Source organism: Alistipes sp. 56_sp_Nov_56_25 (assembly GCF_001915285.1).
Taxonomy (GTDB): Bacteria; Bacteroidota; Bacteroidia; order Bacteroidales; family Rikenellaceae; genus Alistipes; species Alistipes shahii.
In genome coordinates, this window is record NZ_MNQF01000009.1 from 1 (window position 1) to 25,139 (window position 25,139).

Here is a 25,139-nt window from a genome sequence, read left to right on the forward strand (position 1 = left end):
CTTCTCCAGCCGTGTCTTCGTCATCGCGTGTTCGGGATCCTTGGCAATCTCTCCGAGGATGTGGCTGCGCAGTTCGGAGAGATTCTTGGTCAGCTCGCGTCCCTGTTGCTCGGTGAAATCGTCGGTAAAGGTGAAGCGGCTCTTGACCGTCTGCCGCTTGTTGTCCCAAGCGTCCGTCAACACCATATATTGGCTGTCGACGTAGAACTGGTTGCCACGGCCAACCGTGAAGAGAATTTGGATTTTGACCAGTTTGTTTTTCTGGGTCGAGCGGATGCGATAGCAGAATGAAGCCATAGGTCAGGAGGTTTTATCTTAGGTCAGGAGGTTTTATCTGCTGCAAATGTAATCATTTTTGTCATACATTTGTCATACATCGGCCGAATTTTCGAAAACTTCCAGACCTCGCAGTTGTTGAAAAACAGCTGTAAAATATTGATATATAGATAAAATAAAATTAAAATCGGTAAAATTAGATTCAAATTTATGGCGTCCGCTTCAGACCTCAACTTTGATGTGAAAGTCCTTGGAAGCTAATAACTTCCGAGGACTTTTTCTTTGTCAGGGCCCTTATCAGCCTCGGTTGTTTCGTTATCGCTTGTAATTCAGCAATAACAAGGCGTCAGCCTGCTCGTCGGTATCTTCGAGCATGTCCCGCGCCAGCCCGTTGCCGCCAATTGAAAACCTCCGTATTCCGATTCCGGAATGCGGAGGTTTTTTGATCGGAGCCGGACGGCGGTTCCGGCATCCTTCGACGCAGTTTCGCCCTTACCTGTTCCCGGCGTACAGGCCGCTCATTATGTCGGTGATCTGTTTCCAGGAATTGCCGCCGTCGTTGGCCGCTTTGGCTCCGGGCGTCGATCGGCCGTCCTCGATGTACTTCTTCACCCGGGCGGCCATCTCCCTGATCCGGCCCGCGTATTCCGGATTGTTTATCTGGTTGACCTTCTCTTCGGGATCGTTGACCATGTCGTAGAATTGCAGCGGGGGCTGTCCGTCGATCCTGTACTCTTCGCCGGAACCGTTTCCCGCGTTGAATATCAGCTTGTACTGCGGTGTCCGGTAGGTGAAATAGCCGGCTCCCGACGTGGCGATCAGGTCGGTCCGGGCGGCGTTGCCCGAGCCGTCGAGTATCGGCCAGAAGCTGAAACTGTCTTCGGCCTCGTCGTCGGCTATCCGGTAGCCGAGCATGTCGGCGAACGTGGCGTACAGATCGGTCAGCGAGACGAGCGAATTATCGGTCACGTGTCCGTACCGGTCGCCCCACGACAGGATGAAGGGAATGCGGTGGCCGCCTTCCCAGCCGTGCGACTTGTAGCCCCGGTAAATATAGGACGGATAGTGCCCTTTCCTGTTTATCCTGTCCATGTTGATGTAACCGGCGCAGCCGTTGTCGGCGGCGAACATGACGATCGTGTTGTCGTATTTGCCGATCTCCTTCAGCTTTCGATTGACCCTGCCGACGATGTCGTCTATCATCATCACCAGGTCGCCGTAGTCGCCGATCTTGGATTTGCCCTTGAACTCCTTGCTCGGGAAAAGCGGGATGTGGGGAGCCGTCAGCGCCATGTAGAGGAAGAACGGCTTGTCGGAATCCTTGTTTTCGTCGAGGTATTCGAGCATCTTGTCCGCCAGGTGGGGCTGCATGCCGTCGGCGCTCCAGTCGCTGTGGCCGATGCCGCCCTTGATTTTATACAGTCCGCCGCCGGATTCTTCGAATCTCGTGTTCGGCTGTTTCTCCGCCATGTCGTTGACCATGTAGAGGTACGGAGGTCCGGACGGCGAGGTCAGCCCGTAGAAATAGTCGAATCCCCGATCGGTGGGACCGTTGGCCACGCGTTTCGTGAAGCCGATGTTGTCGACGGTTTTCGCCTTGCCTTCCTTGTGTGTCCAATCCCACCCCAGATGCCATTTGCCGATGGCCGCGGGTTCTTTCCGAAGGCCCCGTAGCACGAGGCCAGTGCCCCCAGCAGGCACGACGAGGTAATGAACAGGTTGTTTTTTCTCATCGGACAAATGGGTTAATGGTTTGAATACCCAAAGGTAGCGATGTTTTACGGACCGGGCGGACAATATTCGACCTTAAAAGGCCATTTTTCGACCAGGATGGCCGTTGCAGGGCCTCGCTTGATCCGGTCTTTTATGCTTCGCGGCGCATCGAGAGCGCAATGCGTCCGCGAACGGCATCCACGCCCGTCACCCGCACCTCGACGTGCTGTCCCAGATGCACCACGTCGGCCGGCGAAGCCACGTAGCGGTCGGCCAGCTGCGAGATGTGCACCAGCCCGTCCTGTTTGACGCCGATGTCGACGAAGGCCCCGAAGGCCGTGATGTTGGTGACGATGCCCGGCAGGAGCATTCCCTCGCGCAGGTCGCCGATCGTGTGCACGTTGGGGTCGAATGCGAAGACCTGCAACTGCTCGCGCGGGTCAAGCCCCCGTTTGTCGAGCGCCTCGAGTATGTCCGTCACGGTCGGCAGCCCCGTTTCTCCGCTCACGTATCGTTCGGCCTTGAGACCGCTGCGCAGCTGTTTGTCGGCCAGCAGGCGTTCGACCGTCACGCCCGCGTCGGCGGCCATCCGCTCGACGACGGCGTACGATTCCGGGTGCACGGCGCTGTTGTCCAGCGGATTCGCGCCTCCAACGACCCGCAGGAACCCGGCCGCCTGCTCGAAAGCCTTGGCTCCCAGCCGCGGCACTTTGAGCAGCGCCCTGCGGCTTTTGAACTCCCCGTTCGCCGCACGGTAGGCTACTATGTTTTGCGCCAGCACGGGTCCCAGCCCCGATATGTAGGTCAGGATGTGTTTCGAGGCGGTGTTGATATTGACGCCGACGCGGTTGACGCAGCTTTCGACGACCGTCCGGAGCCGCGCCTTGAGCTTCGCCGGGTCGACGCTGTGCTGGTACTGCCCCACGCCGATCGACTTGGGGTCGATCTTGACCAACTCCGAGAGCGGGTCGATCAGGCGGCGTCCGATGCTCACGGCCCCGCGCACCGTCACGTCGTAGTCCGGGAACTCCTCGCGCGCCGCGGCCGACGCCGAGTAGACCGACGCGCCGTCCTCGCTCACCATGAATACCTCCACGCCGTCCAGCCCCAGTCCGCGGACCAGCTGTTCGGTCTCGCGGCCCGCCGTGCCGTCCCCGATGGCGAATGCCTCGGCCTTGTGCCTGGCGGCCAGCGATTTCAGCGTCTCGGCCGCTTCGGCCGCCCGGCCCTGAGGCGGATGGGGGTAGACGGTCGTGTTGTGCAGCAGGTTGCCCTGCGCGTCGAGCGCCACGACCTTGCATCCCGTGCGGAATCCCGGGTCGATGGCCACGACGCGCTTCTGCCCCAGCGGCGAGGAGAGCAGCAGTTGGCGCAGGTTCTCGGCGAAAACCCGGATCGCCTCGTCGTCGGCCTTCTCCTTGGCCGCCGCGAGCTGTTCGGTCTCGATCGAGGGGCGTATCAGGCGTTTGAACGCGTCGGCCACGGCCGCTTCCATCCATTCGCGCGTCGCCGAGCCGGGCCGTACGAACAGCCGGCGGAGACTTTCGATGCAATGTTCGGCATCCACGTCGACCGCGATTTTCAGGATGCCCTCCTCCTCGCCGCGGCGCATGGCCAGGAAGCGGTGCGACGAGATGCTGCGCAGGGGCGTCTCGGCGTCGAAATAGTCGGCGTATTTCGCCCCTTCCGTCTCTTTGCCTTTGACGAGTTTCGAATGGACGATGCCTTCGCGGGCGAACGTGCGGCGCAGCGTGTTGCGGGCGCGCTCGTCTTCCGAGATACGTTCGGCGACGATGTCGCACGCCCCGGCGAGGGCCTCCTCCGGGGTCGGCACTTCGGCCGAAACGAACCGCCGGGCCTGCTGCACGACGTTGCGGGACTGCTGCGCCAGGATGATTTCGGCCAGCGGCTCCAGGCCCCGTTCGCGCGCCACGGTGGCCCGCGTGCGGCGTTTGGGTTTGTAGGGCAGGTAAATGTCCTCCAGCTCCACCGCATCCCAGCACTCCGCGATGCGCCGGCGGAGTTCCGGGGTCAGCCTGCCCTGCCCCTCGATGGTCGTGAGCACCGTCTGCTTGCGGGTTTCGAGTTCGGTGAGCCGGTCGAGCCACTCCTTGACGGAGGCGACCTGCACCTCGTCGAGCGAGCCGGTCGCTTCCTTGCGGTAGCGGCTGATAAAGGGGATCGTCGCCCCTTCGCGGAGCAGACACACGGTCCCCTGCACCTGGTGCAGCGGAATTTGCAGTCGTCGGGATATGATTTGTTCGATCATGTTCGGAAAAATGTTCTTCGGCAAAGATAGGAAAAAGCCACCCCGGCGGCAAATCCCGGGGTGGCTTTCGCGACGGAGCAGCTTCTATTCCGCCGTGAGCAGGAATACGCCGCTGTCGTAAATCTTCGGCATCGAGGGGTTGATGCCGGCGTTCGAGAGCATCTCGCCGCTGAAGGTTTTGCCGTCGAACCAGTTGCGCGATTTGTCGACGTTCAGTTCGCGGATGGTGTAGCCCGTCTTCGGGTCGAGGCCCTGCAAGCGGAATTTCGGGATCAGCGAGCGGCCCTGGTACCGGAGGCTGTACGTGAACAGCACGGCCTGCTTCCGGTCCTTCGAAACGTACATCAGGCCGTAGCAGCCGCTCTTGTCATAGGGCGTGCCGATGCGGTAGAGGTCGCCCTGCATCACGATGTCGCGGTACTCCTTGTAGCTGGCGATGGCCCGGCGGGCGAACTGCCGCTCCTCGTCGGTCATCTGCCTGGGCTGAAGCTCCATGCCGAGGCGTCCGGCGCAGGCCATGTCGAAGCGGAACTTGATGGGCGTGATGTTGCCCGTCTGGTGGTTGGGCGTGGCCGAGACGTGCGAACCCATCACGACGGCGGGGTAGAAAAGGCTCGTGCCGTACTGGATGCGCGCGCGCGAAAGCGCCTCGGTGTTGTCGCTCGTCCACACTTCGTCGAAATACTTCAGGGCGCCGTACTCCACGCGGCCGCCGCCCGAGGCGCAGGCCTGGATCAGCACGTCGGGGTATTTGGCGCGGATGCGTTCCATCACCTTGTAGAAGCCCTGCGCGTAGTCGATCCAGAAGCGCGACTGTTCGTCGGCCGGGAGGTAGGCCGAACCCACGTTGTTGGCGTTGCGGTTGGCGTCCCACTTGATGTAGTCGATCTTGTCCGAGAGTTTCATCGTGTTGTCGAAGACTCCGAACACGAAGTCCTGCACCTTGGGGTTCGTGAGGTCGAGCAGCCACTGGTTGCGGGTCGTGGGCGCTTCGCGCTTCGGCGGACGGACGATCCAGTCGGGGTGCTTCTCGGCCAGCTCGCTCTTGGGGTTGACCATCTCCGGTTCGATCCAGATGCCGAACTTCAGTCCCTTCGAGTGGGCGTAGGAGGCGATGTGGTCGATGCCTTCGGGGAGTTTCGCGGCGTTCACCTGCCAGTCGCCCAATCCGGCGTTGGAGTTGTTGCGCGGGTATTTGTTGCCGAACCAGCCGTCGTCGAGGACGAACATTTCCAATCCCATCGAGGCTGCGTCGTCGATCATCTGTTTCAGGACCTTGGCGTCGAACTTGAAGTAGGCGCCTTCCCAGCTGTTGAGCAGCGTGGGGACGGCCTCGTGGCCGTGGTAGACGCCGTAGTTGCGCGCCCAGTCGTGGAGGTTGCGCGAGGCGCCGCCCGCGCCGCAGAACGAGTGGGTGTAGATCATTTCGGGCGTGGTGAACGTCTCGCCCGGGCGGAGCCTGTACTCCGAGGCGTTGGGGTTGGCGCCGGCCAGGACGGTCAGCACGTCGAATTCGTCGACCTCGAAGTTGAGGCGGAAGTTGCCGCTCCAGGCCAGCGCTCCGGCGATGACTTCGCCGCAGGTCTCGCTGAACGAATCGCTGTTCAGCGTGAGCAGGAACGCCGGGTTTTCGGTGTGGGTCGTGCGCACCTCGCGCGTCGACTCGATGCTTTTCGATCCGTGGGTCAGCAGCGTGTGGTCGACCTGCGCTTCACGCGCCCAGGCCCCGTAGAGGTGCGTCAGGAGGTATTTGTCGGCCTTCAGCGGGAGCGACGAGGAGTAGAAGCTGTGCAGCGTGACGGGACCCTTCTCGCGGTTGCGGATCACGGCGTGCGTGGTGATGACGTTCTCGCGGGCGTAGGCCGTGAAGACCAGTTCCACGTCGAGCGCCTGGCAGCAGTCGGTCATCTTCACGACGGTCTCCGTCACGTTCTTGTCGGAGAGCTGTTTCGAGGCGTGCGACACGTAGCGCAGTTCGGTGTTCATGTCGCCGTCGGCATGGGTGACGCGCAGGGCGGGTTCGCGGAAGTTGCGGCCTCCCGTCGCGGGATAGGCCAGGTCCTCGGTTCCGTGGTCACTGCGGCGGTTGCTCTTGTAGTCGGCCAGCGGCGCCGGGTCGTCGATGCGTCCGCCGAAGTGGCGGAAATAAACTTCGCCTCCGGGGGCGGCGGTGAGCACCATCGAGACCTTGTCGGTGCTGATGTCGATGACCTGCTGCGGCGCGGCGGCCGATACGGTGTTCGCGGCAAAGGCGGCAATCAGGGGGATCAGTAGTTTTTTCATACGCTTTAAACGGTTTCTGCGTCCAAAGATACGAAAATATGCGAAACTATACGAAATAAACCGAAATAACACCGTAATTCCGGCGGCTTCCGATCAGAACGTATAGGCGACGCGCAGGTAGCCGTAACGGCCCAGGTAGGAGGTTGAGGAGGTGACGATGTAATCCGTGTCGAAACTCGTGGTGGCGTAGTCGGGGCGGTTGAGGATGTCGATGACGCCCGCCGAAAGCCCCAGCCGGTTCTCCTTGCCGAACTTGCGCCCCGCCGAGGCGTTGAGGATCACGTTGTGGCGCGTGAGCGCGTGCGAGCGGCTGTTGCAGTAGAATTCGTAGAGCGTGCCGACCGACCCGAAATACTTGCCGAAGCGCAGGTCGACGCGCGCCGTGAGTTGTTCGCGCAGCTCCTGCGCGGTCTCTTTCTGCGTGGTGTAGGAACTCATCGAGGTGTTGGAGCGGATGTTGAGCTTGACCTTGCTCGAAAAGCCCGAGTCGAAGCCGAAGCCGAAGCCGAGCGAATGGCGGACCGAGTGGAAGAGGTCTTCGCCGGTGAAATAGGGCGTCTGGCTGAAGCCGTAGTTCACCGAGACGTTCAGGGTCGAGCGCAGCGGGTTGATCTGCTGTGAGTAGGAGACCCTGCCCCCGAGGTTGTAATTGCCCCCGACGTTGGCCTGCGTGGTGAGCTGCGCACCCTTCCGTGCCGTGTAGTCGTACTGGGGCAGGTAGGTGTCTTCGAGGAAGAGCGTGCGTCGCTGGGTGATGTAGTTGAAGGTGTAGCTGCCGTTGAGCCGCACGCTGAAGGAGAGGGCCTTTTTGACGTCGGTGAACTGGAATCCCGCCGATCCCGAGAGGTCGTTCTGCAACTTGAGACCGGGGTTTCCGGCCTGCAACGAAAGGGGGTTGGTGGCGTTGAGCGTCGAGCGCAGCGCGTCGAGCGGGATCATCTGCGGGAAGGAGGCCAGGTTGAACGAAAAACGCTTCCGCGACTTGCCGACCGAGAGGTAGACCGTCGGGTTGAGCTGGAAGAACAGCCGCGGGAAGCGCTCCTCCTTGGGGAAGCGCTCGCTGCGGGCGATGTCGTAGAGCACTCCGCCCAGTCCGGCCATTATCCAGACGTCGCCGCTCCGGTATTGCAGGCTGGTTTGCAGGCTGTGCGTGTAGGTGTCGGTCGTGTAATGGTAGGAGTTGACCGTGTCGACGACGCCCTGCGGGTCGGAGAGGAAATCGACCGCCAGCTGTTTCGAGCGGGCGTAATCGCGGCTGAAGTTGTATGAGGCGTTGACCGAACCCTTTTTTCCCAGTTTGTAGCGGTAGCCCAGATTGGCGCCGAACGAATAGTTGCGGCTGTCGCCGTCGTTGCGCAGTTTGACCTGCAGGCCGGGTGTCGAGGCCGTCGTGTCGACCCGCCAGCCGTCCCGGTCGCCGGGTGCGTATTTGCCCGAGACGTTGAACGACAGGGTCGACCGTTCGGAAATTTTCGAGTGGAAGAAAATGCTGACATTCAATCGGATGTTGCGTCTGTCGGAGTTGCTGTTGAGGTTCGTCCGGGTCTTTTCGTCGTCGATCCGCTGCTGCGTGCGGCTGTGCCCGAGGTGGAGCCGTCGTCGATCGAAAAGGTGGTCATGGCCCCGAAAACCTTCTTCTTCCGCTGGATGTTGACGTAGTTCGAGATCTCCGCCGAAAGCGATTTCGAGAGCGATTCGTTCCGGCTCTCCTCGTTGCGCAGGGCATAGGCTTCGGTCGGGAAATATTCGGTCTGCGAGGACCCCGTGCTGCTCTGGCGGCTGCGACCGAACCGGACGGCGGTCGATACGTTGGTCGAGTCGCCCCGGCGCAGGGTATAGTCCGCCTGGGCGTCGGTCTGTTTCGTGGGGGTCGTCTTCGAGTCGAACGAGACGCCTTCTCCCTGCCGGATGTTGTCCTTCGAGTTGGAGGCTTCGAGACGCCAGTTGCCCCTTTCGGTGTTGCGGTAAAAGCTTCCGGCCTCGGAATGGCGGATTTCATGCCGACCCGAGTAGTCCCTTTCGAGGCTCGCGCCGAGCGTTCCCTCCAGATTCCCGCCCAGGATGTAACCGCGCTTCGACTTGGTTTCGACGTCCATCACCTTCTCTTTTTCGGCCGTGTTGTCCCCCAGGCGCTTTGCCTCGGGGCTGAAATCCTCGTAGACCCGCACGCTCCGGACGTCCGAGGCTTCGAGGTCGGTGAGTGCGTAGGAGGTTTTCGAGCCGAAGAGGTTTTTCCCGTCGATCAGCACCCGTTTGACCTCCTGCCCTTCGGCGTAAATCTTGTTGTCCTTGATCTCGACGCCCGGCAGCTGCTTCAGCAGCTCCGCGAAACGGTCGTCGGCCATGGTTTTGAACGCCCCCGCGTTGTAGACCGTCGTGTCGCCCCGGAAGACCATGGCGACCTGCTGCCCGACGACCACGACCTGCGCGATCGACTGTTCGTCGACCTCCATTTTGACCTCGATCCGTCCCCGGAATCCGGTGTTTCCGTAGCGTTTTTTGAACGGCTTGTAACCCACGTAGGTGACCTCCAGGTCGACCGAGTCGCGGAAAATCCGGTCGCAGCGGTAGACGGCCATGATACGGTAGAAATCCTCCTTGACGGTCGTGCCCCGCAGCGTGTCGGCCCGGCTGACGATCGAGACCGTGGCGCCCAGCAGCGGGTCGTGCGTCTCCTTGTCCTCGACCGTGACGACCGTGCGCGCCGGCCGGCCGAAGTTCATGGGTTGGTAAGAGAGGGCGAAGGATTGGAGCGCATGATTCCCCGCCGGATGTGCGGAGGGCATGCCGACAAACCCGAGAAGGGCGAGAATCAGTAGTATGTAACGCGTCAAACCGGGGGGGGTGAAGGTTTATTGGCCGCAAGATAGTAATTTCCGTCCATAGTACAGCCGGTCCGCAAAAAAAGAAATTTCGGCCCGAATGGGGCGTTTCGGATCGAAACCGCAGGCGGAAATCCGGTTAAACATTGTCGCGATATGCCGCAGGATGCGTTCGGATTGTAAGTTCGGTTAAATTCATGGTTCGAAAAGATGTTCGGAATGGTGTTTTTTTCTTATCTTGCGAAACAAGATTTGTCTTGAATCAAATGAAACTGGCATGAGGAAGAGTGGATTGAACCGCCGCCCGGCGACCGCCCGGATCAGCGTTCCGGACCATGCCGACGAATTCCCGGCCCGGGTTCCCCCCCCCGCGGGAATTGCCCTACCATCTGTTGACAGTCGCGTGTTTCCCGATGCCCGACAGTTGCGCCATGCAGCTGCCGGAAGCCGTTATTGTGTCCCCTGACCGGTGAAATCCCCATTTCTCGGGGTTGCCGCCTGTTGTGCGGCACTCTATCTTTGTCCCCCGAAAACGAATGACATTCTTACTATTCACATAACCCTGTTTGCCGTGAAGAAATTTTTACTAATGCTTTTATTGGCGGGCGTCTGCATTCCGCTGGGAGTGCAGGCCCAGGCTCCAAAGAAGGTCTCCATCGAAGGGACCGTGACGGAGTACAACACGAAGGAGCCGATTGCGGGCTGCGTGGTTTCCATTCCGACGCTTGAGCTGTGGGTGGTGACCGATGCCAAAGGCCGGTTCCGGATGCCGTCGGTGACCACCGGCAGCTACACCATCGAGGCAACCTGCCTGGGTTACGAGCCGCTTTCGTACAAGGTGACGGTCAGCGCTTCGATCGGGGCGCTCTCGCTGCGCCTCAAGGAGTCGAGCCTGCAACTCAACACCGTGACCGTAACGGCCCAGCGGGGCCGCAGCATCAACTCCTCGTCGACGATCGACCGTCAGGCGATGGACCACCTGCAAGCCACCTCCGTCAAGGACGTGATGCAGTTGTTGCCGGGCGTGCTGACCGCGAATCCGGAATTGACGAACTCCACTTCGAATTTCGTCGGCATCCGTGATCTGCCTAATTCGATGACGGACGGTAAGGATGCGAACAGCATCAACTCCAGTTCGGTGGGCGTCTATGTCGATGGAGCCGTTGTGAATAATAGCGCGATGCTGATGGGTGGAAAAGCGGCCGCTTTCGGGCAGCAAACCAGCCGGGGTATCGACATGCGCACCATTTCGACCGACAATATCGAGTCGATCGAGGTCATCCGCGGCGTTGCGTCGGCCGAATACGGCAATATGAGCGCCGGAGCGGTCGTCGTCAAGACCAAGCAGGGCCGCACTCCCTATGAAATCCGGGTGAAGACCGTGCCGGACACCAAGGCCGTGTCGCTGACTAAAGGTTATGCGTTGGGGTCCGACAAGGGTTTCCTCAATGCGTCGATCGACTACGCCAATGCGATGAAGGACATCCGTACGGTGGAGGAATCTTATGACCGCGGAACGTTTTCGGTGGGTTATACCAATACCTTCAACCGTGACCGCACGCCGTTTCAGTTCAATGCGAAGGTGAGCGGTTACCTTTCGCGCGGCACTACAAAGGCTGATCCGGACAATATCTCGCAGGCTGAACGCAAGGAGTTGGACGACCGGAACCTGTCGATCAACCTTAATGGTTCGTGGCTGCTCAACAAGTCGTGGATTACGTCGTTGAAATACGTTTTCAACACATCAATGACCCGTCAGTACGCCCGTCAGCAGATGGCGCCCAGCGCCCTCGGTGTCGCCAATCCCGGAGCTTTGGAAAACGGGGAGTATCTGACTGAATTCACCCCTGACAATTACTTGAGCGATATTCGGAATTTGAGTATGGCCTATTACACCACGGCTAAAATGGTGGCTGAACTTTCGGGGCGTTACGGCAAGGTCTACAACAAGGCGATGCTCGGTGTCGAGTGGAACAATTCGGGCAACACCGGCAAAGGACAGTATTACGAAGGCGTGCGTCCCATGTCGTTCCGTCCGGAGCCGTTCAGCGACATTCCTTTCCTGAATCAGGTGGCTGTCTTCGCCGAAGAAAAAGCGACGCTGCCGATCGGAAAAACATCGCTCACGTTGCAGGCCGGCGGACGTTTTACCTATATGGCGACGGATCAGCTGAACGATAAGTGGGCCGTCGATCCGCGTTTTAACGCCAAATATACGATCATCAGCAATCGCGCGCCGAAAAAGGTCCGCGAACTGTCGCTGCGCGCCGGCTGGGGCATCCAGACCACGCTGCCGGCCCTGCGGCTGCTTTATCCTTTTCCGGTGTATATTGACCGGGTTTCGTTCAGCTGGGGCGGAACTACCGAGACGGGGCCTGTGGCGGCATGGACTACGTTCGTGACCCCGCAGTCCGATATGATTAACCGCGATCTGAAGATGCAGTACAGCAAGAACTTCGAAGTGGGTCTCGATTTCGATATGTTCGGTGTCAAGGGAGGCATTACCTATTATAATGAAAAGATGCGTAACGGTTATACCCTTCGTATGGTTCCGCAGGTATTGTCATTCCGGGAATACGAAACCTATAAAGGGACGGAAGTTCCGGTTTATATGGATGATCCGAACAATCCGGGACAACCGGTTCTGGGCGTGGGAGGCGAGCCGCTCGACTATCGGGATGAGAAAATATTCAATACGGCATCCGTCAAGAAACCGGCCAATGACGGTAAATACGACAAGTGGGGTGTCGAGTATACGTTCGATTTCGGGCAGATTCGTCCGGTCCGGACTTCGGTCGTTGTCAACGGAGCATACATGACCATGACCCGGAAGGATAGCGAGGGCGTGTTGTTGTACGATACTTATTCCTCGGTGAAAGTGCCTATTGACGGTAAGAATATCTACAACCCGTTTCTGGGAGCCTATTATGGAGGCAAATCCGTCTCTTCCGGTTCGGTGTACACCCGGTTCAATTCCAATATTAACCTGATCACGCACATTCCGAAGTTGCGTCTGATTACAACACTGACCGTCCAGTGTGTATGGCTCAACCGGACCCGGAATCTCCAGGCAGACGGTGTTTACATCCTCGATGACGACAATAATCCCGTTTATGGCGATTTTTCGAATGGGACGAATGGCAAGATGATCTACCGGGACCCCGATTTCTATATGAACATGGATGGTCAGCTATTGCCGTTCAATCGGGACTTGTACAACGATCCTACCTATGGAGCGGCTTACCGGGAATATCTTCAGACGGGCAGTGCGACTACGACCTTTGTCGAAAATTCGTTCAAGCCTTATTTCATGGCCAACCTCCGTGTTACGAAAGAGATCGGCAGGATTGCCCAGATTTCATTCTACGCCAACAACTTTACGAACTCGCATCCTAAAATGTTGCTGAAGAGTACGGGAACTTATAAGCGCGTAAATACGGATATTTATTTCGGCGCGGAACTAAAACTTAAATTCTAAAGAGTTGCAGATGATGAAAAAGATTTTATATTATCTGGTGCCTTTGGCGACGGCCTTTCTGCTGTGCGGCTGCCTCAAGGATATGAAAGACGGCGAATTGCTTCATGGCAACAGGGAGGTGCTGATCTCCATTGATTTGCCCGGAGAGTTGGCGTCGCTCGACAAGTCGGGGTTCAAGGTGACTATGCGCAATACGAAGATCGGAAATACGTATACTTCCGAAACGGATGCGAAGGGTGAAACCCGGATCGACGCCGAGTACGGAAATTACAGCGTGATTATCAGCAAAGTGGCCGATGTGGGCGGAATCAGCAAGTTCCTGCATGCCACCAGGGATTTCGTGCTGAATAAAGACGGTCAGTCGGCCGGGACGAACAATCTCGAGATTAAGGCTACGGCGCGTGGCACGATCATTCTGAAAGAGGTTTATTTTCACAAAACGAAGACTGCCGACGGGAAAGCGAATTATAACTATGACCAGTATTTCACGCTCTGCAACAATTCCGACGATGTGCAGTATCTCGACGGGGTGGGAGTCGGATTCCACACGTCGTTCAATTCGGGAAAATCGGCCGTGTACAATAAATTCTGGTTGGGAAGCACCAGCACCGAACTCCGCGATTCCATTCCGGTCAACGCTTTCGGTTTTGTTTTCCCGGGCGAAGGCCGGGAGCACCCGATACAGCCGGGCGAAGAGGTCGTGATTGCCTTGAGCGCCGTCGAACATACGGCAGACCAGACCAGCAGACCGATGAACCTTGCCGCGGATAATGTATGGGCGATGTATATCGACCGTTTTGCTGGCTCCGCGGTAAAAGCTCCGGCCGCGGGCGTTGAACGGCTGGAATGCTTCTGTGAGCTGGCATCCGGAAATTCGATCGTTCTCTCCATCAGCTCGCCGGCGATCGTTGTATATCGGCTGCCTGAAGATCCTTATGAGTACGTTAAGGACGGAGCCATCAAAGGCCGGCCCTACGGCAAGGTGATGTATCAGCCGACGAAGTATCAGAGTATGCCCTCGATAATGGTTCCCAAGGAGTGTATTCTCGATGGTGTGGAGTTCCGCAGTAACGATACGCACGTCCCGCGTCTTTGCTCCGACATCAGTCTCCAGCCTTTGTTTATCACGACGGCCTCGTACAGCGGTCAGTCCTATATCCGCAAGGTGGACGAAAGCGCTTCGGAGATCGTAGGTCGTACGGTTTATCAGGATACGAACAATTCGGCCGACGACTGGATTCCGCTCGATGAACCGACCCTTTGCACGGAGTACAAAAACCGATAAAACGAAACAGCCATGAAGAAAAAGATCTATGCGGTGCTCCTGTTGACTGCGGTATGTGCGGGGTCGGGCGTTTTCGCCCAGTCCTCCGCTCCGAAGGAGAACCTTGAAAAATATTATACCCTGGAACGGATTCGTTCGAAAAGCGGATGGCTCGTTTCGGACAATGCGGCGGGCCTGATGCTCAATCAGGCATCGCTCTCCATTGCGGAAGTGAATTATGATTTCGAGCAAGGCGGACTGCGCAACGTTACCGATGGAGCGGAAGTGAATGCGTTCGGGGTCCGGTCCGAGTCGTACCGCCGTTGGAATCGTCTTTCGTTCTACGGTAAGTTGAGTTATGATTATGCGGCTTCGAAGGACCGCAGTTGGGCGGGAAATGCCAACATCGGAGATTCTCCGATGCTGATCGGCGATTCGATTCCCGGAAATACGCGTGATGAAACCTATGCCATCGAGGCCGGGGTTGCCTACCGTATGGGGCGCTGGGTGGTTGGAGCGATGGGGAAATACGAGGATCGCAGCCTGGCAAAGCGTCGGGATTCGCGCAATAAAACCACCTCGATGTATTTGAGCGTTCAGCCGGGTGTGATGTTTACCTCGAAGGTGGTGGACGCAGGTCTTAATTTTACGTATGAACGCTCGACGGAGCAGGTCGGCTATGCGGCTTTCGGTACGAATACGACCAGCGGAATGATCTACTTCTTCGAAGGCATGTGGTTTTATACCAGCCAGCAGCTCGGGGGAAGCGAAAAATTCTATGACGTCTATTACAAAGGCTCCGAATACGGAGGCGCCGCCCAGTTGGAATTGAAATTGGGAAAGAGGGTGAAGTTTTTCAATCAGTTCTCGGCCGAATACGGCAAAATGGAGCGTTTCCGCTTCGATTTGGACCAGCATCTGGGCGACAACGATCAGTTGACCTACCGCTATCTGGGGGTGCTCAACGTTGCGGGCCGCGGGGTCGATCAGCGGCTTTCGGTCGACGCCTCGTGGGGCGACCTGCTGAAATACAACAATATTCAGGAGCTGGAACTTGATCCGGAGACCAATCAGAAACTGTACAAACAGTACGGTCGCTTCCTGAAATTCTCGCAGAAGCAGCGCAGCGTCGATGCCGATTACAAACTCTACGTCAAGCGCAACGAGTGGAGCAGTTCGTGGATCGTCGATGCGGCTTATACCTATTACAAGGCCGAATCGGAATATACGATCTCCCCGGCATGCTACGATCAGGACCTGCACTATTCGAAACTGATGCTGGGCGTGACGAAGAACTTCCGGTTCAGCGGCCGCAGCTGGCTCGACGCGACGGTGCGCGGCGGCTATACGTTCGGCGGCGGAACCGAACTGGAGAAGAGCTGCCCCGAGGGGGTGCAGATCGACAACGAGAACTATCGCGCCGACCTGCTGGCCCAGGAGTATGCCTTCCTGACCAACGACCGTCTGAACGGCGAGGCCGGCCTGCGCTATACGCACTGTTTCCCGGCGAAGAAAATGAGCCTGTACGTCGATCTGAAAGGGCGTGCGGCATGGGGGCGCAGCGGCCTGATGGACGGCAGCCGGCGCGGCGGCCTGTTCGCGGCCGTGGGTCTGAACTTCTGAACCGCGGGTCGTCATTAAAAACCCCGCAGGACGTGCAAAGTCCTGCGGGGTTTTTGTCGTCGGGGATTCATAAAAAAGGAACGGACCCCCGTTTTGAAGGGTCCGTTCCTTGGCGAGCGCAGGGCGGGTTATTTCACCAGCCGCATTTCGTCGATCAGCTTTCCGGCGCCAGCGTATTTGTCCATGATCCACAGCACGAAGCGGATGTCGACGCAGACCGTCTTGAAGTTGGTCGGGTGGAAATAGATGTCGCCCGACATCGACTCGCGGTTGCCGTCGAACGCCAGTCCGATCACGTCGCCCCGGGCGTTGAGCACAGGGCTTCCCGAATTGCCGCCCGTGATGTCGTTGTTGGTGAGGAAATTGACGTACAGCCGGCCGTTTTCGCCCCAGCGGCCCCAGTCCTTGCTGCGGATGAGCGAAGACATCCGGTCGTCGACACGGAATTCGTAGTCGTCGGGATTGTATTTTTCGAGGTAGCCGTCGATCGTCGAACGGGAGTCGTAGTGCACGGCGTCCTTGGGCGAGACCGGGCCTACGGTTCCGTAGGTGAGGCGCATTGTCGAGTTGGCGTCGGGATATTGGGGCGTGCCTTCCGATTCGCGCATCTCGTAGATGGCGTGGGTGTAGCGGAGTTCCTCCTTGTCGGCGTCGATGCCCGACGTCTCCTCGGCCTGTTTGAGTTTCTCGGCGAAACGCCGCGAGCTGACCGAATTGGCCATCGCCGCCATCGGGTCGGAGAGGATCTCCTCGGCCGTGCGGGGCTGTGCGAACCAGGCGCAGAGCTTTTCGTAGCTGGTGCAGCAGGTGTTTTCGAACGCGTAGTCGACCAGCGCCGGAACGTTGCCCTTGAAACGGTCGTAAAGCTGCGGCAGCTGCTCGCCCCACATTTCGCGGGGCACGTTGTCGATGAAACTCTCCATCATCCGTGTCAGCACCTCCTTGTCGGTGGCCAGGTCGAAGTCCTTCATCATCCGGCGGGTGTTGGACTTCACGCCCGCGAAGTTCTTGTCGCCGTCCTGCACCGAGGCGATGCCGTCGCGCTGCATGCGGTCGACGAGCGTGCCGAGACGGTTGGCCGTCATCATCACGTCGCTCGGGCGAATCCACGTCTCCTGGTAGTAGCACTTTTCGCGCACGGCTTCGGCGCGGGCCTCGTAGCCTTTTTTGAGGTTGGCGAGCAGGTCGCCGTATTCGGCCCTGCGGGCCGGATCGGCGTCGATCCAGGCGGCGAGGCGCGCCTCCTCGGCGGCGCGGATGCCGATAACGTCGTAACGGCGCAGGCAGATGTTCTCCCACTTGGCGTAGTCGGCGTAGTTGCTGATGTTGAAATACTTGTCGCTGTACATCAGCCGCACGTCCGGGTCGGCCTCCATGTGGCGCAGCATGATGTCGAGGCGGTCGCGGCGCGCCTTGATCACCACGGGGTTGGTCACGTGCTCCTTTTCGCGCACGGCCTGCGACGACATGTAGCGGTTGGTGCGGCCCGGAAAGCCGATCACCATGGCGTAGTCCCCGTCGTGGATGCCACTCGTCGAGACATTCAGCACCTTGCGGGGCGTGATGGGCACGTTGTTCTCCGAGTAGGCCGCCGGGCGGCCCTTCGCGTCGCCGTAGACGCGGTAGAGGGCGAAATCGCCCTTGTGCTGGGGCCAGCCCCAGTTGTCCTGCTCGCCGCCGAAGGCCCCGATTTTCACGGGAGGCGCACCCACGAGGCGCACGTCCTTATAGGTCTCGTAGTAGAAAAGCAGGTATTTCTTGCCCTTCCACATCGAGGCGCATTCCACTTCGAAGGGGGTGTCCCCGCCGTACTTCCGTTCGAGGATGCCATAGACCTTGCGCGTCCCGAAGATGCCCAGGCTGTTGGCCTTTTCGAGCGAGTCGCGGATGGCCTGGGCCTCGTCCGTCACGTCGCGGACCTGCCGCAGGAAGGTCACGGTCTTGCCCTTGAGCGGCAGTTCGTCCTTTTGTTCGAGCGCCCAGAAGCCCTCTTCGAGGTAGTTCTTCGCGGGGGTGCTCAACGAGTGGATGTCGCCGTAGGCCACATGGTGGTTGGTGATGACGAGTCCCTTGTCCGAAATCACGCTGCCCGTGCCCATGCCGCCGTCGACGGCCACGATGGCGTTGCACAGCGCCGGGGACTCCTCGTTGTAAATCTCTCCGGGTTTGAGTTTCAGCCCCTCCTTCTTCATCTGGGGGTAGATCACGTCCCGGAACGTGCTGACCAGCCACATGCCTTCGTCGGCCGACGCCGCAACCGGGAGCAGGACGCAGGCCAGCAGGTAAAAAATCGCTTTTTTCATCGTCTTCTTGGTTTATCTCGAAAAAAGGGGCTTGCGTATCACAAGCCCCGGTGGTGTCAGAGGGTGTGTCCCTCGGTTTTGAAGGTGAACTTCGGCTCCTCGTCCTTGAGCGTGCCGTCCTTGTATTTCACGGGCCACACCTTGGCGTTGAGCAGTTCGTTCCAGATCTTCGCGTCGTCCCACATCGACTTGACGTAGACGATCCGCAGTACGGGAACCTCCTCGTCGTTCAATGCCACGTCGAGCCGCGTGATGCCCTCCTTGAGCGAGAGGAACCCGCGGAAGTAGGGGAAGCTGCGCTTGATGAGCGGCTTCTCGATGCCGCGGCACTCGACTTCGTAGACGCCTTTGGGGTACTTCGCGTCATCGCCGTAAGTCTCGGTGTTATGCTTGAACGGCGCCGAGAGGTCGCGGGTCTGCTCGAACATCAGGTCGAGGAACTCGCGGCGGCCGATCCTGCCGGCGGCGGGGTCGTAGCTTTTGAGCTCGTAGTGGACCGGAATCGCGCGGACCTTGCCGCCGTGGGCCAGCATGTGGGCCTCCTTGACCTCGATCGAGTCGCGGAGCATCTTTTCGGGGATCGCGGCCGACGGGTCGACGTAGAGCGTAACGGCTACCGGGCAGTCGTACTGTGCGTCGAAGCCGCAGATGCCGTCGATGTTGCGCAGGATGGCCCCGAAGTAGACCATGTCCATCTTATCGTGGAGTCCCTCGACGCCGATGCGGACCACCGACAGCGAGTCGACGCCGGCTTTCGGCGTTGCGAACTTCATGGTCGTCGGCGAGAAGATCGCCTTGTCGATGCTCGTCTCGTCGATCGCCTTGGGATCGTAGCTGATCACCACGGCGTGGCGTTTCACGAACGTTTTCACGCCGTAGACGCCCGGCACTTTCTGCATCTTCGCGGAGAAGGCCTTCGAGCTGCCGAAGCACTTTACCGAGGTGAGTCCTTCGATTTCGTAGGTCTGCATGCCTTCGACCTGCTCGTATTCGCCCCACTTCTCGTCGATGGTCGGAAGTTCCCAGTGGCTGCCGAACCACAGCGCCGCGCCGAAGAGCGCGACGGCCAGGATGCCGGGCAGCCAGCGCAGCGAGCGTTTGCCGCCGACCTGCAACGAATCTTCGGGGCAGGCCGAGACGCACGTTCCGCAGAGCGTGCAGTCGATGTGCTTCACCTTGTCGAGGTTCTTGATGTCGATCGAATAGGGGCATTTGCGTCGGCAGACGTCGCACTTGGTGCACGTGGCTTCGTCGCGGACGATGCGCAGCAGCGGGAAGACCTTGCTCTTGAGATAGATCATCTCCCAGAGGTAGCCGATGACGCAGGCGGCGCCCAGCGCCCATACCCAGGCCGAAGCCACGCCCAGCAGCCCGAGCGCCCACAGCAGGATGACGATGCCCGCGAAGGTGAGGGTGAATTTGAAGATGTTGCTCAGCGCACCCAGCGGGCAGATGTATTTGCACCAGAACATTTTGACGAAAAAGCTGCCGAGGAAGAGCAGTGCAACCGAAATGACGGTCATCCAGACGGTGATCTCACCCTTGAAGCCCGTGGCGACGGCGTAATAGGGGTCGAAATTCTTGCAGAAAAGTTCGCTGCTTGACGCCGACATGTAGAACACGTAGAACAGCAGCGCGTATTTGACGGCGCGGAGCAGGCGGTCGGCGATGCTTCCCGGGCGGATTTCGACGCTGACCTTCAGTTTTTTGCCGCCCCGGCCCATCCATTCGCTGACGGTTCCCAGCGGGCATAGGTAGCCGCAGAAGAGTTTGCTGAAAAGGATCACTCCCACGGCGAGCATGACGCCTACCATGATCTGCGTCATGGACATCGTGCATGCCAGCGAGTTGTTGACCAGGTAGCTTCCCAGTGCCTGCAGTCCGCCGAACGGGCAGTAGGCCTCCACGTCCGCGGGTTTCTCCCCGAGCGTAAGCCCGTAGACCACGAATCCCACGATTGCCGCAAGCGTGCCCCATTGCAGCAAATTCTTTAACCAATTGCTTTTTCTTTTCATTGTTCGGGTTGTAAATGATGTGTATAACGCAAAGATAGTTATTTTGAAGTTTGATTGATCCGCGACGTCCGTTTTTTAGCGTCTCCTGTGCGACTTTTTTGTATATTTGCGAAACTGCACTGCATAATTAAGCGAATCCACGATGAAAAAATCTGTTCTGATCCGTGCGGCCCTGCTCTGTCTGCTGGCCGTTCCGGCGGCGGGGCAAGTCCCCGCAGGCCCGCAAGAGAAGATGCCGCTCGACGGCGAGGTCCGGGTCGGCCGGCTCGACAACGGGATGACCTACTACATCCGGCATTACGACAATCCCCGGCAGCGGGCGGATTTCTTCATCGCCCACGACGTAGGCGCCCTGCAGGAGGAGGACGACCAGAACGGCCTGGCCCATTTCCTCGAACACATGGCCTTCAACGGAACGAAGCACTTTCCCGGAAAGGGCATTCTCAACTACCTTGCGGCCAATGGAGTGCGCTTCGGATACAACGTCAATGCCTACACCTCGCGCGACCGTACGGTCTACAATGTTTCCAACGTGCCGCTGGTGCGCGAGGGACTGGTGGACTCGCTGCTGCTGATCCTGCACGACTGGTCCTATTACATCGCCTGCGAACCCGGGGAGATCGAGTCGGAGCGGGGTGTGATCCGCGAGGAGTGGCGGCGCGGCAACGACGCCCGCTCGCGCATGGCCCGCAAGTCGGCCGAGGTCGAGTACGACGGGTCGAAATACGCCCGGCGCGACGTGATCGGCGACATGGAGATCGTCAACAGCTTCGGGCGGCAGACGCTCATTGACTTCTATCATAAATGGTATCGTCCCGATCTGCAGGCGGTGATCGTCGTCGGCGACGTGGATGTGGACGCGATGGAGCGGAAGATCCGCGACGTGATGTCGTCGATCCCGAAGGCCGAAAATCCCGCCCGGAAGGAGGTCTACGACATTCCGCAGCGCGACAAGCCCCGCTACGGACTGGTGACCGATCCCGAAACCAAGGCCGTGGCCGTGAAGCTGATCTTCTACCAGCCCTATCCGTCGGAGGAGGAGCGTGCGACGGTGGGCGCCGTGCGCGACGAACTGGCGCGCAAGGTCTTTCTCGAAATGGCGCGCGCCCGGCTGGCCGAGGCGGAGAAACGCCCCGACGCCCGTTACAAACGCGTGGTGGCCGTTCTCGGGAGCCTCGCCACATGCCGGAACACCTTCATGCTGACGGCCCTGCCCAAGGAGCACGATATGCGCGAGGCGTTGGCCGGGGTGCTGACCGACGTGGAGCAGATCCGACGCTACGGTTTCAGCCGCGAGGAGTTCGAGGCCGCACGTGCCAAGGTGGCGCGGAGCGAGAAAGCCGCGCTCGAAAAGTACCGGCTCGCCACGAACACCGACCTGGCCGGGCGGTATGTGGAGCATTTCACGCGCAATGTGCCCTACGTGACGCCCGACGACCGGACGCGGATCGTCGGCGAGCAGCTCGACGCCCTGACCTGCGAGGAGGTGAACGGCCTGCGTGCCGGCATGACCTCGCCGGAGGGGATGCTCGTGCTCGTGTCGTCGTCCGAGGAGCATCTGGACAAGGTTCCTTCGGAGACGGATGCCTTCGACCTGATCGACTCGGTGAAGCGTGCGAAGATCGCCCGTCCCGAGCGCCGCGGGAAGTCCGCCGGACCGCTCTTTACGGAGAAGGTGACGCCCGGAAAGGTCGTCAGGACCCGCAAGGCGCCTCTCGGGGCCGAGGAGTGGACGCTCTCGAACGGCGTGAAGGTCTTCTGGCGCACCGTTCCCGAGGTGATCGGCGTCCGCAAGGTCGGGGTGACGGCGGTCAGCGAGGGCGGCTTCGCCCGCGACAGCGATGTGGAGGGCATGCACCTGCTTCAGAACTACATTCGCACGATGGGCGTGAAGGACCTCGACCGCGCCGGGATGCGCGACCTGCTTTTCGCCCACGACGCCAGTCTGATGGTGACGCTGGGGCGGACTGAAAGCGTCTTCTCGGGAGCGTCCGGCGTGGCCGACTTCGAACTGCTGCTGCAACTGCTGCATCTCTATATCACCCGTCCCAACTTCTCGGAGCAGGCCTACGGCGACTATCTCGACCTGGCCCGCGCGTCGCTCGGAAAGGAGAAGTCGCCCAAGGCGCTTTTCGCCGAGCGCGCCGACAGCGTAAAATACGGCGGCCATCCGTGGCTGCGGCGGGGGGCGCCCGCGGCGCCCGACCGTTTCGACCGCGAGGCGGCCCGCAGGCTCTATGACAAGCTCTTCGGCAACGTCGCCGACTTTGTCTTTTTCTTTGCGGGCGAGATGCCGGCCGCCGAGGCGCGGCCGCTCGTCGAGAAATACATCGGCTCGCTGCCCGCGGCCCCGAAGCGGAAATTCGCGAAGACGGATTTCAGGATCGTTCCCGGAGCGGCGGAATACGACGCGGTCGTCCCGGGCGCCGTGACGCCCAAATCGTCGATCGAACGCATCTACCACGGCCGGTTCGACTATACTCCGGAGAACTACGCCGCGCTGCGTTACGTCACCTACATCCTTGGCGCACGCTATTTGACGACGGTGCGCGAGGAGAAGGGCGGAACCTATTATGTCGGCGTGCATGACGAGGTCAGCGCCCGTCCCCGCGGCTACTGTCAGCTGGTGGTGAGCTTCGACACCGACCCCAAACTGTGTGAAATGCTGTTGGGCGAGGTGCAGAAGGGCATCGAACGTCTGGCCGCCGAGGCTCCCTCGGAGCAGGAGGTGAACGAGGCGATGCTCTATTTCCGGAAAGTCAACGCCGAAAGCCGGTCGAAGAACCTGAAATCCACCTCCTACTGGCTCAACAAGATGCGTGCGGAGTATTTCGACGGCGTGGATCTGGACAAGGACAACGAGGCGTTGTTCACGGCCGTGACGCCCGCCGAGGTGCGCCGCCTGGCGCGTGAAATCCTCGCCCAGGGCAACCGCTATACGGCGGTCTTCACGCAGGAGTGACGCGGGGCAACCCGCTTTCCGAAACGAAACCCGGGCGGCCTTGATGGGCCGCCCGGGTTTTTCGTGCGTGTCGCCGCGCGCTATTTGCGCGAGACCTTCAGGGCGAAGCCTCCTCCGGGAGCCATCTTCACCGTCAGCTTCCGGTCGGCGGGAATTTCGACCGACTCGCGTTTGTAGTCGCGGGCCGCCTTGTCGGCGTTGACGCCGTCGCGGAACAGTTCGGCGGTGTAGGCGCCCTCGCCCAGGAAGCCGAGGTCTATGGTCAGGGTACGGGCGTTCCAGTCGGTCATGCCGCCGACGTACCAGGTGTCGCCCTTGCGGCGTGCGATGGAGACGTACTCCCCGACGCGGCCGTCGAGACCCACGGTCTCATCCCAAGTCGTCGGGACGGAGGCGATGAACTCCGTGCATTCCGGCTCGCGCATGTAGTTCGACGGCGAGTCGCACAGCATGTTGAACGGCGATTCGAAGATCACGTATTCGGCCAGCTGGCGGCAGCGCGTGCCCTGGCTCATGGCCTCGGAGCCTACGGCGCGGAAGTTCCGGCGCGTGGCGTTGCGCATGGCGCCCTGCGTGTAGTCCATCGGTCCGGCGAGCATGCGGATGAAGGGGATCGTCACGTCGTAGGTCACCATGTCGGTCTTCTCGCTGGTCCACTTCATCTGCTCCAGCCCGAAGACGCCCTCGAAGTTGAGCACGTTGGGATAGGTGCGCTGGATTCCCGCGGGCTTGTGGTAGCCGTGCATGTCGAGGAACAGGCGGTATTTGGCGGCCGTTTCCGCGAGGCGGTAGGTGAAATCGGCGATCTTCTGGTCGTCGCGGTCGAGGAAATCGACCTTGAAGCCCTTGATCCCCATCTCCGAGTAGTGTTTGCAGACGCGTTCGAGGTCGCGTTCCGTGGCATAGAAACCGGCCCAGAGGACGATGCCCACGCCGCGTTCCTTGCCGTAGGCGACCAGTTCGGGCAGGTCGATCGCGGGAACGACCTGGAAAAGGTCGGCCTTTTTGTTCACGGCCCAGCCTTCGTCGAGGATGACGTATTCGATGCCGTGGTCGGCGGCGAAGTCGATGTAGTATTTATAGGTTTCGTTGTTGATTCCCGACTTGAAGTCCACGCCGTAGAGGTTCCAGGTGTTCCACCAGTCCCAGGCCACCTTGCCGGGTTTGATCCACGAGACGTCCTCCACGCGCGAGGGTGCGGCGAGACGGTAGACCATGTCGTTGTCGGCCAGCTGGATGTCGCGTCCGGCGATGGCGAAGACGCGCCACGGGAAGGTGCGGGTCCCCGAGGTGCGGGCGATGAAGTCCTCGCGCTCGGTCACCAGCAGTTGCAGTTCGTTGTGGCCTCCCTGCACCTCCTTGGCCGGATAGGGCGCGAAGTTGCCGCGCAGGGCCTTGCCGCCCGTGGGGTTGTAGAGGTACATGCCCGGGTAGTCCTCCAGGTCGGCCTCGGTGATGACGATTTTCGCCGTTCCGGCGTCTGCCAGGATGGGCAGGAAGGCCAGGCGGTCGTCGGCGACCTTCGAGACGGGCTGGGTGGAGTAGGTGTTTTCGAAGCTGTTGAAGTAGTAGCGGGCCAGCCCCGGTTCCTTCTTGCCGTCGCGGGCGTAGGGGACCAGCGTCGTGAAGTCCTCCGGGAAACGGATGTCCACCAGCTCGTCCGTAACGGTGATTTCGTCCTTCATCGAGGTGCGGAACCGGTAGGCCGCGCCGTCGTCATAGGCCCGGAAGTCGATGCCGTAATCCCCTTTGAACGTAAGCGTCAGCGAGTTGTATCGGTCCTCGACGGCGCTGCGCTTGTAAAAGGGCGCTTCGATGATTTCGTCGACGCTTTTTGCCGACGCCTTGCGCACCGAGGCTTTGCGGCCGAGCACGCGCCCGTCGGCGAGCGTGAGCGAAAGGGGCGAGGGGGCGATCAGCTCTTTGCCGTCGCGCGAAATGGAGTAGGTGACGGCGTCGGCGCTGACATCCACGCGTACGGCGATTTTCCCGTCGGGGGATTTCAGATCGTAGGTTTTGGCTGCGGAAATTCCGGTCCCGGCACTGAATAGCAGAAGTGTCAGAAGTAGTTTTTTCATAATGGATTATTGGGTTTGAGCTACGAAAATAGTGAAAAAAACGCGAAAACCGG

Annotated in this window: 12 protein-coding genes and 1 pseudogene; 4 read left to right on the forward strand and 9 right to left on the reverse strand. The window is 59.9% G+C overall.

The features are described from left to right. The 6 genes and pseudogenes from BHV64_RS04405 to BHV64_RS04430 form a co-directional block, all read right to left on the reverse strand. Positions 1-297, reverse strand: a pseudogene (locus BHV64_RS04405) (site-specific integrase); the annotation flags it as partial. Positions 298-768: 471 nt separating this feature from the next. Then, positions 769-2,016: a sulfatase-like hydrolase/transferase gene (locus tag BHV64_RS04410; RefSeq protein ID WP_195579261.1), complete on the reverse strand. Its 1,248-nt coding sequence runs from the start codon at positions 2,014-2,016 to the stop codon at positions 769-771. 124 nt (positions 2,017-2,140) lie between these two features. Continuing rightward, positions 2,141-4,258, reverse strand: coding sequence for a Tex family protein (locus BHV64_RS04415; RefSeq protein WP_217726957.1), 2,118 nt, complete (start codon positions 4,256-4,258; stop codon positions 2,141-2,143). A gap of 84 nt (positions 4,259-4,342) precedes the next feature. After that, on the reverse strand, positions 4,343-6,541 hold the full coding sequence (locus BHV64_RS04420) for an alpha-galactosidase (protein ID WP_138265754.1): 2,199 nt from the start codon (positions 6,539-6,541) through the stop codon (positions 4,343-4,345). 93 nt (positions 6,542-6,634) lie between these two features. Continuing rightward, positions 6,635-8,041, reverse strand: coding sequence for an outer membrane beta-barrel family protein (locus BHV64_RS04425; RefSeq protein WP_254886339.1), 1,407 nt, complete (start codon positions 8,039-8,041; stop codon positions 6,635-6,637). Beyond that, positions 8,038-9,264 (reverse strand): carboxypeptidase-like regulatory domain-containing protein, encoded by a 1,227-nt coding sequence (locus BHV64_RS04430; protein ID WP_254886340.1) that lies wholly within the window; start codon positions 9,262-9,264, stop codon positions 8,038-8,040. Before BHV64_RS04430 ends, BHV64_RS04425 begins: the two co-directional genes overlap by 4 nt. 670 nt (positions 9,265-9,934) lie before the next feature. Here BHV64_RS04430 and BHV64_RS04435 point away from each other — a divergent pair. Genes BHV64_RS04435 through BHV64_RS04445 form a run of 3 tightly spaced genes read left to right on the forward strand, consistent with a single transcriptional unit; the run spans position 9,935 to position 15,728 of the window. After that, positions 9,935-12,841: a TonB-dependent receptor gene (locus tag BHV64_RS04435; RefSeq protein ID WP_217726959.1), complete on the forward strand. Its 2,907-nt coding sequence runs from the start codon at positions 9,935-9,937 to the stop codon at positions 12,839-12,841. Between the two features lie 13 nt (positions 12,842-12,854). Next, positions 12,855-14,126 carry a DUF4876 domain-containing protein gene (locus BHV64_RS04440; protein WP_022061952.1) on the forward strand — a complete coding sequence of 424 codons (1,272 nt, stop codon included), beginning with the start codon at positions 12,855-12,857 and terminating at the stop codon, positions 14,124-14,126. Positions 14,127-14,138: 12 nt separating this feature from the next. Further along, positions 14,139-15,728: a DUF6850 family outer membrane beta-barrel protein gene (locus BHV64_RS04445; RefSeq protein WP_149885862.1), complete on the forward strand. Its 1,590-nt coding sequence runs from the start codon at positions 14,139-14,141 to the stop codon at positions 15,726-15,728. 128 nt (positions 15,729-15,856) lie between these two features. On the opposite strand, the gene BHV64_RS04450 is transcribed toward BHV64_RS04445, so the two are convergent. Continuing rightward, a complete protein-coding gene (locus BHV64_RS04450) occupies positions 15,857-18,031 on the reverse strand; it encodes a S46 family peptidase (protein ID WP_149886844.1) in 2,175 nt (724 codons plus the stop codon). Between the two features lie 56 nt (positions 18,032-18,087). Continuing rightward, positions 18,088-20,046, reverse strand: coding sequence for a 4Fe-4S binding protein (locus BHV64_RS04455; RefSeq protein WP_044054274.1), 1,959 nt, complete (start codon positions 20,044-20,046; stop codon positions 18,088-18,090). Between the two features lie 142 nt (positions 20,047-20,188). Between BHV64_RS04455 and BHV64_RS04460 the strand changes: the two genes are divergently transcribed. Then, entirely contained in the window at positions 20,189-23,008 is a 2,820-nt protein-coding gene (locus BHV64_RS04460) for a M16 family metallopeptidase (RefSeq protein WP_288115589.1), read from the forward strand. Positions 23,009-23,088: 80 nt separating this feature from the next. Here BHV64_RS04460 and BHV64_RS04465 read toward each other — a convergent pair whose 3' ends face one another. Continuing rightward, positions 23,089-25,086 carry a glycoside hydrolase family 97 protein gene (locus BHV64_RS04465; RefSeq protein WP_149886843.1) on the reverse strand — a complete coding sequence of 666 codons (1,998 nt, stop codon included), beginning with the start codon at positions 25,084-25,086 and terminating at the stop codon, positions 23,089-23,091. Positions 25,087-25,139 lie beyond the last annotated feature (53 nt).